This window comes from Nereida ignava (assembly GCF_047114695.1).
In the GTDB taxonomy this organism is placed as follows: Bacteria; Pseudomonadota; Alphaproteobacteria; order Rhodobacterales; family Rhodobacteraceae; genus Nereida; species Nereida ignava.
In genome coordinates this window covers 1,736,655-1,749,371 of sequence record NZ_CP112885.1, presented here as the reverse complement: position 1 = coordinate 1,749,371, position 12,717 = coordinate 1,736,655, and the positions used below count along the sequence as shown (strand labels likewise).

At 53.8% G+C, this 12,717-nt stretch carries 16 protein-coding genes and 1 tRNA gene; 10 read left to right on the top strand and 7 right to left on the bottom strand.

The annotated features are described in order from the left end of the window. The first annotated feature begins 19 nt into the window (after window positions 1-19). Genes OLX08_RS08645 through lpxK form a run of 3 tightly spaced genes read left to right on the top strand, consistent with a single transcriptional unit; the run spans window position 20 to window position 2,408 of the window. Complete coding sequence (locus OLX08_RS08645) at window positions 20-265, top strand: DUF4170 domain-containing protein (protein ID WP_177193441.1); 246 nt, start codon at window positions 20-22, stop codon at window positions 263-265. Next, window positions 222-1,424 (top strand): 3-deoxy-D-manno-octulosonic acid transferase, encoded by a 1,203-nt coding sequence (locus OLX08_RS08640; protein WP_391480919.1) that lies wholly within the window; start codon window positions 222-224, stop codon window positions 1,422-1,424. The genes OLX08_RS08645 and OLX08_RS08640 overlap by 44 nt, the downstream gene beginning before the upstream one ends. Before the next feature lie 3 nt (window positions 1,425-1,427). After that, complete coding sequence (lpxK, locus tag OLX08_RS08635) at window positions 1,428-2,408, top strand: tetraacyldisaccharide 4'-kinase (RefSeq protein ID WP_391480918.1); 981 nt, start codon at window positions 1,428-1,430, stop codon at window positions 2,406-2,408. Here lpxK and OLX08_RS08630 read toward each other — a convergent pair. Together OLX08_RS08630 and OLX08_RS08625 are read right to left on the bottom strand one after the other, a co-directional pair. Beyond that, the gene (locus tag OLX08_RS08630) at window positions 2,405-3,049 is read right to left on the bottom strand and encodes a DsbA family protein (protein ID WP_391480917.1); all 645 of its coding nucleotides are present in this window, start codon (window positions 3,047-3,049) and stop codon (window positions 2,405-2,407) included. The two genes, lpxK and OLX08_RS08630, sit on opposite strands and share 4 nt — an antisense overlap. Window positions 3,050-3,054: 5 nt before the next feature. Next, window positions 3,055-3,561, bottom strand: a complete 507-nt coding sequence (locus OLX08_RS08625) for a DUF721 domain-containing protein (RefSeq protein ID WP_391480916.1) — start codon at window positions 3,559-3,561, stop codon at window positions 3,055-3,057. Window positions 3,562-3,716: 155 nt separating this feature from the next. On the opposite strand from OLX08_RS08625, the gene OLX08_RS08620 reads away from it, so the two are divergent. Together OLX08_RS08620 and OLX08_RS08615 are read left to right on the top strand one after the other, a co-directional pair. Next, the gene (locus tag OLX08_RS08620) at window positions 3,717-4,697 is read left to right on the top strand and encodes an A/G-specific adenine glycosylase (protein WP_391483222.1); all 981 of its coding nucleotides are present in this window, start codon (window positions 3,717-3,719) and stop codon (window positions 4,695-4,697) included. 68 nt (window positions 4,698-4,765) lie between these two features. Next, entirely contained in the window at window positions 4,766-5,884 is a 1,119-nt protein-coding gene (locus tag OLX08_RS08615; protein ID WP_391480915.1) for an alkane 1-monooxygenase, read from the top strand. 102 nt (window positions 5,885-5,986) lie between these two features. Here OLX08_RS08615 and OLX08_RS08610 read toward each other — a convergent pair whose 3' ends face one another. From OLX08_RS08610 to OLX08_RS08600, 3 genes are all read right to left on the bottom strand, one after another. Next, window positions 5,987-7,093, bottom strand: coding sequence for a site-specific DNA-methyltransferase (locus OLX08_RS08610; RefSeq protein WP_341247653.1), 1,107 nt, complete (start codon window positions 7,091-7,093; stop codon window positions 5,987-5,989). 109 nt (window positions 7,094-7,202) lie between these two features. After that, on the bottom strand, window positions 7,203-7,814 hold the full coding sequence (locus tag OLX08_RS08605) for a ribonuclease HII (RefSeq protein WP_391480914.1): 612 nt from the start codon (window positions 7,812-7,814) through the stop codon (window positions 7,203-7,205). Between the two features lie 71 nt (window positions 7,815-7,885). Then, a complete protein-coding gene (locus tag OLX08_RS08600; protein WP_391480913.1) occupies window positions 7,886-8,311 on the bottom strand; it encodes a hypothetical protein in 426 nt (141 codons plus the stop codon). A 160-nt stretch (window positions 8,312-8,471) separates the two neighbouring features. On the opposite strand from OLX08_RS08600, the gene OLX08_RS08595 reads away from it, so the two are divergent. Then, entirely contained in the window at window positions 8,472-8,753 is a 282-nt protein-coding gene (locus OLX08_RS08595; protein WP_391480912.1) for a hypothetical protein, read from the top strand. Further along, window positions 8,731-9,429, top strand: a complete 699-nt coding sequence (locus tag OLX08_RS08590) for a winged helix-turn-helix domain-containing protein (RefSeq protein ID WP_391480911.1) — start codon at window positions 8,731-8,733, stop codon at window positions 9,427-9,429. The genes OLX08_RS08595 and OLX08_RS08590 overlap by 23 nt, the downstream gene beginning before the upstream one ends. Before the next feature lies 1 nt (window position 9,430). Here the strand turns inward: OLX08_RS08590 and OLX08_RS08585 are convergent. Then, window positions 9,431-9,507: transfer RNA gene (locus tag OLX08_RS08585), tRNA-Arg, on the bottom strand. A 105-nt stretch (window positions 9,508-9,612) separates the two neighbouring features. Between OLX08_RS08585 and OLX08_RS08580 the strand changes: the two genes are divergently transcribed. After that, a complete protein-coding gene (locus OLX08_RS08580) occupies window positions 9,613-10,629 on the top strand; it encodes a LacI family DNA-binding transcriptional regulator (protein WP_391480910.1) in 1,017 nt (338 codons plus the stop codon). Here the strand turns inward: OLX08_RS08580 and OLX08_RS08575 are convergent, their stop codons facing one another. After that, complete coding sequence (locus OLX08_RS08575) at window positions 10,630-11,466, bottom strand: TIGR00730 family Rossman fold protein (RefSeq protein ID WP_391480909.1); 837 nt, start codon at window positions 11,464-11,466, stop codon at window positions 10,630-10,632. It abuts the gene before it with no gap. A gap of 84 nt (window positions 11,467-11,550) precedes the next feature. Between OLX08_RS08575 and dapD the strand changes: the two genes are divergently transcribed. Together dapD and OLX08_RS08565 are read left to right on the top strand one after the other, a co-directional pair. After that, window positions 11,551-12,378, top strand: a complete 828-nt coding sequence (gene dapD / locus OLX08_RS08570; protein ID WP_391480908.1) for a 2,3,4,5-tetrahydropyridine-2,6-dicarboxylate N-succinyltransferase — start codon at window positions 11,551-11,553, stop codon at window positions 12,376-12,378. After that, a complete protein-coding gene (locus tag OLX08_RS08565) occupies window positions 12,371-12,715 on the top strand; it encodes a hypothetical protein (protein WP_391480907.1) in 345 nt (114 codons plus the stop codon). The genes dapD and OLX08_RS08565 overlap by 8 nt, the downstream gene beginning before the upstream one ends. The last annotated feature ends 2 nt before the right edge of the window (window positions 12,716-12,717 follow it).

The following is a 12,717-nucleotide window of genomic DNA, read 5'->3' as shown; positions in this document are numbered from 1 at the left end:
CCCCCAAGCGGAGAAACCAATGACACAGCGCCTACACCTCGTTTTCGGCGGAGAGCTTATCGACCCCACCAAGAATGCCTTCAAAGATGTGAACGACATTCACATCGTCGGGATTTTTCCAAACTATGAAGCCGCGTACAACGCATGGAAATCCGAGGCCCAGCGCACCGTAGATAATGCCCACATGCGTTACTTCATCGCGCATTTGCACCGTCTGCGTGATGAGGCAACGCCCGCCTCATCGACAGAAGAACTCGGGCTTTAAGGCCGACGTGATCCGCGCAGCCCTCCATGCTGGCCAACCGGGCGTAGCCCGTAGCCCCAAGGATTGGCCTGCGCGACCCAGCGGAGCTTTGATACTGGCGCTGGACCCAAGCGGACACCACAGCCAGGCAATTCACGCGCTTGAACCTTTGCTCCGCGAGGAGCGGGGCGATGGCACGTTCGTGATTTTCAATCCGCAAACACCGACCCATATTGACGAAGTGCTGGATGCACGGATTGGCAAAACACTAAAACACTGGACGCCGGATTTAGTGGTGTGGGCAGGTGACGCAAGTTGCGCAACCAGTGTGCAAAAAATAAATGCGGCGGGTATTGCGCAAACGCTTTTGAACCTAAGCGAGGCCGCTGCTGAAAGACGTGGTTCACGTTGGCCATTCGGGCTTCGCAAATCGGTGTTTGCGCATTTTAACAAAATTTGCACCCTCAATCGTGAGGCCGCCAATGCGGTGATCAAGAACGGCGCAAATGCAGACGCAGTGCGCACGACGGGTCAGCTCCGGCCACTGTCCGCCCCTCTGCCTGCTGTGCCCCAAGACATCGAGCGTTACGCGGCCCACCTGCACAACCGTCCAGCTTGGCTGGCTATTGATGCAGGACCCCGCGATATGCAGCGGATTTCCAAAGCCCACCGCACGGCAATGGCCAGCAACCACCGGTTGCTTCTGATCTTGATGCCTCAGAATGATGCTACTGAAACCGCAGCGAAATTCGCAGACAACGGATGGAATGTAGCGCTTAGTAGCCAGATTGAGACAATGTCAGAGGCTAGCCAAGTACTGGTTGTGGATACTGACCAAGACCCGGGCATTTGGCTAAGACTGTCGCCAGTTGTCTTTATGGGTGGCAGCTTTGATGGGATGTGCCGTTCCCCTATGGACGCGGCCTCGCTCGGGGCGGCAATCGTACACGGCGAAAGCACCGCGCCACACGGGGATGCCTTTCGGTCACTGGCCAAAATGCAAGCCACGCACCCCGTGCGCAGTGACGCAGATTTAGAACGCGCTGTGATCGAGTTGCAGGCCCCAGACAGACAGGCGACGCTTGCGCACCGTGCATGGGATGTCGCGACCCAAGCTGCACCTATTGTTGACGAGGTACTTGCGATACTGAACGACCAACTTGACGCAATCGGGGTCTGAAAGATGCGCGCGCCTTCATTCTGGTACCGGCCAACAGATATTCGTGGCGCGTTATTGTCACCTTTGGGATCGCTGTACGCTTTGGCGACCAAGCGCCGTGCTGCACAGCCCGTCAAGACCAAAACGCAAGCTAAGACCATTTGTATCGGCAACATCAACGCCGGTGGTACAGGCAAAACACCGACTGCCATTGCTCTCATTCAACAACTATCCGAGCGCGGCAACAGCGTCGCTTGCTTGTCCCGCGGCTATGGGGGCAGCCTTGACGGACCTATACTAGTCACCCCTCAACATACTGCTGATCAAGTAGGCGATGAGCCTTTGTTGCTTTCTGCTTTTGCGCCAACGGTTGTAGCCAAAGATCGATCAGCGGGGGCCGCTTTCGCAGATACACTTGGGGTTGATGTCATCTTGATGGATGATGGCTTTCAGAACCCTGATGTTTCCAAGGACGCAAGTATTGTTGTCGTTGATGCCGTAAAGGGATTTGGCAATGGTCGGACAATACCCGCTGGACCGCTACGCGAACCGGTTCAAGCGGGACTGAAACGGGCGGATTTACTTCTTTCTATCGGGCCACAACCGGCACAGAAAACCTTTGAGGAGCAATGGGGAAAAACCATCCACTGCCCGCATGTCACAGGGCATCTTGTCCCACTACAAACAGGCATGGTCTGGACCGATCTGCCAGTGCTGGCCTTTGCAGGTATCGGTCACCCAGAGAAGTTTTTTGCCACACTGAAAGCTGCTGGCGCGGATATAAAGCGCGCCGAAGCTTTGGCCGATCACCAACCTCTTACACCTGCTCTGATGGCGCGCCTTGAGGCAGAGGCCCGCGCCCTACCCGCACAATTGGTCACAACAGAAAAAGACGCCGTGCGATTGCCCGACGCCTTTAGGAGTAAAGTGTTAGCTTTGCCAGTACGACTTGCCTTTCACGACAAGACCGAAATTAACGCGCTGTTGGATCGGCTCGGGCTTTAGTTCAGCTTTGCATCAATGATCGACTGAAACTCAGCGAAGTTCATGTTTGAGTAGGTCCGCCCATCAATAACAAAAGACGGCGTGGATGAAATACCGTCACGGGCGGCATTTGCCTCATACCAAGCCACAAGCGTTTCGGCCTGCTCTGCATCATTTAGGCAGGCATCCAATTGCTCGTTGTTCATACCGGCTGTACGGCCAATCTTGCGCAGCGCATCCGCGATGGCGACGGGGTCTTGCAGGCGCGCCCATTCAGATTGCTGGGCATAAAGTTCAGTGGTGATGCCGAAGAACTTTTGCTCACCACCACATCGCGCCACCATTGAACCCCAAAGCCCGAAGCGATCAAAATACACTTCGCGGTAGGTGAATTTGACTTTGCCCGTATCGATGTAGTCCGTCTTCAATTGCTTGAACGGGCCTTCGTGAAAACGCGCGCAATGCGGACATGTGTAGCTGGCGTATTCAATGATCTCGACGGGCGCATCATCCGCACCAAGGGTCATCTCTTGCACCCCGTCCACCATTGCAACTGTCTCAACTGCCGCCTCGGCAGGCTCGCTTGAGCCGCCGAAATACCAACCAGCACCCCCGGCAACCGCTACGATTACGGCTGCTATGGCCAGAAAACCTTTGTTCATCTTACTCACCTATTCTTGCGCTTTGACTTGTGCATAACATTGGCCCCAAGCGCGGCAAGCGCAAGGCGCAATCTATCATCTGCGACATCAGACACGACATTGTCAGCAGCTTTGGTAACTTCGGCGGGCGGCTGTGCCTTGGTCGCTTGTGAAGCCCCGAATTGAACCCTGCCCTGATTAAAGCCGGTTGGCGCCGTTTGCGTAATCCGAATTTTTGCAATGGCGTTATAGCCATAACAAGCGTTCACTTTATCTTGGATCTGCGGCACCTGCATCTGCAACAGCGAGGCATGCGCGCCCGTTGTCAAAATAGTCAGGGTCCCGCCAAAGCCACGGCCAAACTTTACTTCGATCGGTACAGCGCATTGCGCAATATCTGCGCCAACGATCTCTTCCCAATGGGTCAGTAGGCGTGTTTGCGCAAACCCACGGCTTTCCGACGCATTTCTAATGCGCTTTTGCAAAAGAGAGGACGTCGTCTTGAAGCCTTTGGTTGTAGAGTATCGCCGCATGGGATTATTGTTCCGACTGAATTTGGCTTTAATTTATGGCGCGGACGCAAGATGCTGCGCTCCGAATCTTTCCGATCTTACCAAAAAGGCGTCCCTTTGTGACACACCCAAACAGCGACGACCTACTGCAATGGTATGACATCAACGCCCGTGAAATGCCATGGCGCACGCCACCCGCTGAAAAGCAAGCTGGCGTAAAGCCCGATCCATACCGTGTGTGGATGTCCGAGATCATGTTGCAACAGACCACTGTTGCGACAGTGCGTGACTACTTCATCAAATTCACAAAACGGTGGCCAACCGTCGATGACCTCGCTGCGGCCGAAGATGCTGACGTCATGGCCTATTGGGCGGGTCTTGGATACTATGCCCGCGCGCGCAACTTGCTCAAATGCGCACGCGCCGTCTCCCAGCTCGGTGCCTTTCCCCGAACCTATGATGGGCTGATCAAACTACCCGGCATCGGCCCATATACCGCCGCCGCAGTATCTTCGATTGCATTCGATGAGCCGTCACCTGTGATGGACGGCAATGTTGAGCGCGTGATGGCACGCCTCTTTGATATTCATACGCCTCTGCCTGCAGCAAAACCTGAATTATACGATAAAACCGCCGAGTTGACGCCGCGCGCACGTGCAGGGGACTATGCCCAAGCCGTCATGGATTTGGGCGCCACCATTTGCACCCCCAAGAATCCCGCCTGTGGTATTTGCCCATGGCGGACACCGTGCTTGGCACGTCAAAACGGAACTGCCGCAGAGCTCCCCAAGAAGACGCCCAAAAAGCCGAAACCAACCCGCCACGGAATTGCCTACGTGGTTAGTAGTGATACAGGTGCGTTACTGCTCGAAACCCGCCCCGAAAAAGGGCTACTTGGCGGTATGCTCGGCTGGCCCACCGGCGACTGGGGCGACGAGCCATCGCCCGCACCACCGCTTGATGTGACATGGACAAAAGTGAACGCACAGGCCCTGCATACCTTTACCCACTTTCATTTGCGGTTGGATGTAATGGTCGCAACCGTTGAGGGCTTACCAGTGGTTTCAGGCCGTCATTGGGTTGAAAAGCATGCGTTTCAGCCATCGGCCCTGCCCACTGTAATGCGCAAGGTTTGGGATATCGCCCGCGAGGCATAACGCCATATTTGAGCCTAAAGCTGTTTTTAATATACTGTAGCTAAGTAAGTGTTTCGGAGGGTTCTCAAATGGCATCATCATTCAGCAAAGCGCTGCCCTTTTGGCTATCGCTCGGGCTGATCCCATTGATCTGGATCGGTGCAGTATTTGGTGGCGTTTGGGTTTTCGCCCTACCGATTTCCGCGTGGTACCTCTTTTCAATAATTGACGCTTTCGCCGGATTGAACGAGCAAAACGAGGATCCACAAACCCCAGACACAGATCTGCTTTGGTACCGCTTAATCACACTGATTTGGGCGCCGATACAGTTTTGCACGCTCTTTGGTGTGCTTTGGTTCACGCTACACTCTGGGCATCTGGCCACTTGGGAGATGGTCTTTTTGTTTGTCGGGATGGGCGTAATTACCGGTACGGTTGGCATCAACTACAGTCATGAGCTGATGCATCAAAAACCCAAGGTTGAACGTGTTTTGGCGGACATCTTGTTGGCCATGGCGCTCTATTCGCACTTCCGGTCTGAGCACCTTTTGGTTCACCACCGCTACGTTGCCACCCCGCGTGACCCTGTTACCGCACGATATAACGAGGGATTTCACAGATTTTTCCCGCGTGTTTTGCGCGCGTCTTGGCAGTCAGCATTTAAGGCCGAAGCGGCGATGCTTGCCCGCAAATCCAAAACTTGGACGCACCCCAGTAACCCGTTTTTCAAATACTGGGCACTGCAATTGAGCATGCTCACGCTTGCCTTTCTGCTGGGTGGTTTTGTCGGGGTTGGGTTATTTCTATTGCAAGCCGCCGTGGCCGTTTGGCAGCTCGAACTGGTGAATTACATTGAGCATTACGGCCTGACGCGCGCGCATATTGGTGACGGCAAATATGAACATGTAAAGCCACACCACTCGTGGAACGCCGCGCATAAGGCATCAAACTGGCTTCTGATAAATCTTCAACGGCACTCAGATCATCATTATAAACCTGACCGCCGGTTTCCGCTTTTGCAGAATTACAGCACAGAAGAGGCCCCGCAACTGCCGTACGGTTATCCCGTGATGACGATGCTGGCCATGATCCCGCCCCTTTGGCGTAGGCGCATGAACCCGCGTGTCCGACAATGGCACAAACAGCATTATCCCCAGATCACAGATTGGCAGCCCTATAATGACGCCTCAAATCCGCTGCCACGCTAAACAAAAAAACCCCCGTCGCTTGTAAAAAAGCAGACGAGGGTAAGGTGCGCGCTTGCGTGAAAAGTCGCAAGCGCTGGCGGTAACTGTTGTAAATTTAGCGGTTTAGATGTTCTTCATCTCAGCGCGAATTTGCTGACGCAAAACATCAATTGGCATCTTTTGACCTTCGTTTTTATAGTGCCAATAGGTCCAGCCATTGCAGCTTGGCGCGCCCTCAATCGCTGCGCCTACTTGGTGGATAGACCCCTTCACATCGTGCGCAACCAGTGTTCCGTCAGCACGTACTTTTGCGACCTGACCACGTGGCGATGTCAGAACTTCACCCGGACGCAGCATGCCGCGCTCAACAAGCTGGCCGAACGGCACACGTGGCTCAGCGCGCTTTGATTGCGTGACCTGCAGCGCATCTTTGTCAAACTTACGAACCGCAGCGATACGTTTTTCAGCAACTGCACGGTACTCAGCTTCACGCTCAATGCCGATAAATTCGCGGCCAAGCATCTTGGCAACAGCGCCGGTTGTGCCGGTGCCGAAGAATGGGTCAAGAACCACATCACCCGGGTTTGTCGTAGCCACCAACACACGGTGCAACAGGCTGTGCGGTTTTTGTGTTGGGTGCGCTTTGTCACCATTTTCGTTCTTAATGCGCTCATGGCCCGTGCAAATTGGCAGGACCCAGTCAGAGCGCATCTGAACACCTTCATTCAACGATTTCAGCGCCTCGTAGTTGAACGTATATTTGCTGGCTTCCTGCTTTGAGGCCCAGATCAACGTCTCATGCGCGTTGGTCAGGCGTTTGCCACGGAAATTTGGCATTGGGTTGGACTTGCGCCACACCACATCGTTCAAAATCCAGAAGCCTTGGTTCTGCAGTTCAGCGCCCATACGGAACACGTTGTGGTAACTGCCGATCACCCAGATCGCGCCATTCGGCTTCAGCAAGCGGCGTGCCGCAGCCAGCCAGTCACGCGTAAAGCGGTCATAGGCTTTGAAACTGTCGAACTGATCCCAATCGTTATCAACCGCATCGACCTTAGAGTTATCCGGCCGGTGCAACTCACCCTTCAATTGCAGGTTATAGGGTGGGTCTGCGAAAATCAGGTCTACGCTGTTTTCAGGCAGTGCATTCATCCGTTCAATGCAGTCGCCATCCAAAATAGTATTGAGGGGCAGCGCCGCCGGGGCTGCCTTTGTTTTTGTCTTTGTCATGTCTGCCTCATAGTGCCACGTTGTGTGGTCATTTGTTGCTACCAACATGAGTCAGAGACGATTCGTGGTCAATTTCTTTTTTGAATCAATATGTTAGAAAAATTTGTTGTCACAACATATTGTGTACCGGTTTGAACGAACGTCTATGGTGTGGGGTTACACCAAGATTTTGGAGCGCCTCTCGATGCGCCTTAGTCGGGTAACCTTGGTTCTTTTCCCATCCATATCCTGGGTACTGTTGCGCTAAAGACAACATGAGCTGATCGCGTCGCACTTTTGCAACAATAGACGCCGCCGCAATCGACTGTGAAATGGCATCGCCTTTGACAACTGCGCGGGCAGGTACCGCAAGATCGCGTGGGATTAGATTGCCATCAACCAGCGCAAAATCTGCCGGCACATTGAGACCCGCCACCGCACGCTCCATCGCAAGGTGACTGGCGCGCAAAATGTTTAACTCATCAATTTCCTGCACACTCGCCTCGCCAATAGATACATCCGCGATCTGCGGCAGAAGTTCAGCAAGGGCGTTGCGCAGCTTCAGCGGCACTTTTTTGCTGTCGTTTAGCCCATCTGGAATATTGCTCGGATCAAGCCACACTGCCGCTGCAACGACCGGCCCTGCAAGAGGCCCTCTGCCGACTTCGTCCACACCGATGATGCGCGCGTGGCCCGATGTATAGAGTTCACTTTCAAGATCGAATGTCGGGAATATTTTCATAGTCTTCCTAAACCAAAAACGGCCGCCCGAGACCAGAGGGGATCAGGGGCGGCCCAAACAGTTTGGTGAGCTTAACGGATAACGCGGTAGCCATCCGACCGTAGGCAGCGCAAATCATACCCCTTGCGCGTGTTGCCCCGCGCATTTTTGAACCGCGTCGCGCAATAACGAGGCAGTGATCCTGCTGCTGCATAGTGACGCTCCAGGCAGCCCCGCGCCACAACACGTCGTGTGCCCTGATTATTCTCTAGGCGGCGAACACAACGCCCCGGAAGAGCAACCGGTTGGCGGACAGCACGCGGTTTTGTGGTGTGTTGCTTTTTCTTTTCAGCCTTTCTTTCGTGCTCAACCCCGGCGGCGATAATCGCAAATAGCGCCAAAGCACCAAGCACCTCGGCAACATCGGAACCGCCTGCCCGTGCAGGGGTCGCGGATGCCGAAATTGATGTGGTGGCGATAGAAATTGCGGTGACAGTAGTAATCAAGAAACGTTTCATCTGGGTGCTCCATACGTTGAATTCTGCTTGGGACGGCTCGCAAGCATGATGAAGCGACCATGCTCGGCAGCTACAATGTCGCTCAATATCGCCGCGCTGTTAGGCGATAACGCGCGCGCTGTTATTGAATATCCGCGACGAGTGGCGCTTTATGATAGGTATGAAAATTCTTATCACATTGTTATTCACCGCTGTTCTTACCGTGCCTGCTCAGGCGGCCTGTTACGCAGACTACAAAGCCAAACAGGACGATCCATTGAGGCTTCACTACGGCGTGGCACAAATACTCGACGATAGCTGCAACATCGCAGCCGCTACAAAAGTGCTGGCTCTGCGCCTTGAGCAGAAAAACTGGACACTGCTAACGGTTCTATCTGTCTTTAGTGAGGCGCAGCTCAACACAAAAAAGGAGGCTGCTGGTGCGTTCTTCCTCCGTTACTGATGCCCGTGTTTTGGGAAGCCGCACAGTGGCGATTGGCATCACCAGTGTGATCGTCATTTTGCTGTTGGCTGCGTTCTTTTTGGTTTTCACATTGCCAGATGCCGGAATGTTCAATGCGCGCGTTGAAGCACTTTTTGTTGCAAATGACGATCTAAAGTCAGGCGCGGAAATCAAGCTTCTGGAAATACTCGCAGGCTCTGGCACGGCGTTCTCTGAGACCCTCGCAAGCTACCGAATGGTTATCTTGGTACTACTCATTTTTGCGACCGCTCTGCTTATTGCCGCACTCACTTTTTTGCTAATGCTTGTGGGCCTGAACAAACGTATGGCGACAATTGAGCGTGCAGGAATGGAAGTGAACAGCCTGTTGATTAGCCGCGAAGAAAACACGGTTTATCTCAACAATATGGAGTTTAAGCTTACCCCTGCGGCGATCGAAACCCTAAGTGTCTTGGCCGAAGCGCGTATGGACGGAGACATCCTGAACGGCGCCGAGCTGGAGGCAATGATATCTGGGCGCCTTTCATCAGATTGCGACGAAGCAGCAGGCGCAACACGGATCAAACGCCTTCGAGATGCACTAGGCAACCAAATGGTCGGCGAGTTATTGGTCAAAAACATCGCGCGCAAAGGCTATATGCTGTCGATCGATAGCACTGTCATCAAGATGGTATAGATGGCGACCCCGGCAGGATTCGAACCTGCAACCTGCCCCTTAGGAGGGGGCTGCTCTATCCTGTTGAGCCACGGGGCCGTGCGGATGTGACCATCGGATAAATGCTTGCTCCATTCAACCCTTGGACTTTGTTAATGATCGCCGCTAACGTTCAATAGATTGAAATACTGAGGGACGACCGCTGTGACGTCTAAAAGGCCACTTACCCTGCGCGATGTATCTGAAGCATCGGGCGTTTCTGAAATGACTGTTAGCCGCGTGCTACGCAACCGCGGAGATGTATCGACCTCTACCCGAGAGAAGGTGTTAGCCGCCGCCAAAGAGCTTGGCTACGTTCCCAACAAAATCGCAGGCTCGCTTGCGTCACAGCGGGTCAATTTGGTTGCAGTCATAATTCCATCGATGTCCAACATGGTCTTCCCAGAAGTGATGATGGGCATCAGTGAAGTGTTGGACCAGACTGACTTACAGCCAGTTGTTGGCATCACACATTACAAGCCCGGCAAAGAAGAACAGGTCCTCTTCGAGATGCTGTCATGGCGCCCTTCAGGCGTCATCATCGCCGGACTTGAGCATTCTGATGCGTCCCGAGCCATGATGAAGGCAAGTGGCATTCCAATCGTCGAAATCATGGACGTCGATGGCACCCCTGTGGACAGCTGCGTTGGAATTTCGCACAGGCGCGCTGGCCGAATGATGGCCGAGGCAATCGCGAAAGAAGGGTACAAGCGGATTGGTTTCCTTGGCACTAAAATGCCCATGGATCACCGCGCCCGCAAAAGGTTCGAAGGGTTTACGGAAACCCTTGCAAAGCACGGTATTGAGATCGCGGATCAGGAATTTTACGACGGCGGGTCAGCTCTTGCTAAAGGTCGCGAGATGACAGAGGCAATTCTATCACGTACGCCCGATTTGGATTTTCTTTATTATTCAAATGACATGATTGGTGCGGGTGGCCTCCTGCATTTGCGCGAGAAAGGCGTTGATGTTCCGTCTGATGTGGGGCTGGCGGGTTTCAACGGGGTTGAACTGCTGCAAGGTCTACCAGCCAAGCTGGCGACGATGGATGCGTGCCGTCTTGAAATTGGTCGCAAAGCGGCAGAAATCATCGCCGCGCGCTACAGCGCGGAGGCACCCCAAGACCCACAGATCATCGAGCTTGAGCCGATAATCTCTGCAGGGGACACTCTACACAGGTAATTAACGACCCGGGATGGTGCCGCGCTTTTCGCCCGCGCCGTCCCATGTCTCAATCAACTCAACTGCCTCTGCGGCGGTATCGACAAAACGGAACAGGTCCAGATCATCAGCAGCAATGGTTCCCGCATCCGCCAACGCGTCCCAGTTGATAATTTTTTCCCAAAACGCACGGCCAAACAGTAAGAACGGCACGCGCTCCATCCGGCCTGTTTGAATAAGCGTCAGCGCCTCAAACAGCTCATCAAGCGTGCCAAAACCACCCGGGAACACAGTGATCGCTTTGGCACGCATCAAAAAGTGCATCTTGCGGATCGCAAAATAATGAAAGTTATAACAAAGCTCGGGCGTCACATATTCATTCGGCGCTTGTTCAAACGGCAATACAATATTCAGACCGATTGATCGGCCACCTGCATCAAGCGCACCGCGATTTCCTGCTTCCATAACGCCCGGGCCACCACCGGTGACGATCATGTTCTCACCATCACTGCCCTTAAGGGTCATCAGCCGGGCAAACTCGCGCGCCTCGTCATAAAACACCGATAGATCAGCGAGCGTTTTGGTACGGACCTCAGCCTTTTTTAATGGCTCAACAATGCGTGCACCGCCAAACATCACGACCGTTGATTTGACACCTTCTTCATCCAGACAAAGTTCGGGCTTTAGCAACTCAAGCTGAAGGCGCATGGGGCGCAACTCTTCACGGCACATAAATGCGTCATCAGCAAACGCCAACGCATAAGCAGGGCTGCGCGTTTGCGGCGTATCAGGGATATGGCTGGCGGCTTCACGGTCTTCGGTACTGCCGCGTAAAGTATGCTTGCGGTGCTTCGTCATAGAATGGCCTTCCTGATTGCGCCGATTACCCCTTGTGTCTATATCCACCGATAATCTGTGACCAGTCACCAATTGGAGAGACACATGTCAAACGCCCAACTCGAGACCGCCATTGAAGCCGCATGGGATGCACGTGATACCATCACACCGTCCACCACTGGCGAAACCCGCGATGCCATTGAGAGCACCTTGGCTGCTTTGGATAGCGGCAAACTGCGTGTCGCTGAAAAGACCTATGATGGCAGCTGGCATGTGAACCAATGGGCGAAAAAGGCCGTACTTTTGGGCTTCCGCATCAAAGACATGGAACAGCACGAAGGTGGCCCACAAGGCGCTGGCTGGTGGGACAAAGTTGATAGCAAGTTCAAAGGTTGGGGCGACGCCCAATGGAAAGACGCAGGCTTCCGCGCAGTGCCAAACTGTGTGGTGCGCAAATCAGCGTTCATCGCCCCAGGTGTTGTGTTGATGCCATCATTTGTGAACCTCGGTGCGTATGTCGACGAAGGCACCATGGTTGATACATGGGCAACCGTTGGTTCTTGCGCACAGATCGGCAAGAACGTTCACCTGTCTGGCGGCGTTGGCATCGGCGGTGTGTTGGAGCCGATGCAGGCAGGTCCAACAATCATTGAAGACAATTGTTTCATCGGCGCGCGCTCTGAAGTTGTTGAAGGTTGCATCGTGCGCGAAGGCTCTGTTTTGGGCATGGGTGTGTTCATCGGCCAATCGACAAAAATCCTTGACCGCGAAACAGGCGATGTCTTTTACGGCGAAGTTCCCGCAGGTTCCGTTGTTGTTGCAGGCTCAATGCCGTCCAAAAACGGCGTGCACCTTTACTGTGCCGTAATCGTGAAAAAGGTCGACGCAAAGACCCGCTCAAAGACATCTATCAACGAGCTGTTGCGTGACTGATAAACCCAAAAAAGAAAAGCGCGCCCACTTCGTCTATACCTTGCTGGTCCAAGTGGGCCGCAAGGATGGCGACGGCTTGCCTGATGGGGCAACCGGCGGGGCGCTTATGCTTTATTCATCGGGCGTGGATGAGGCCGAAGCAGTGCGCGAGGCCGTTGCTATCTTAAAGCAAGCAGACCTCGCCCCATTGGATGTTTCGGGCTATGGCACCCTTGAGGAACGTCTTGCCGAAGGACACGATATTTCGGATGACGAGCGCGCATTGATGCAGCGAGCGTTGGACGAGAATTCAGTCGTTGTGGCACAACTAACCCCTTTCTTTGACGAACAGAAATAGCA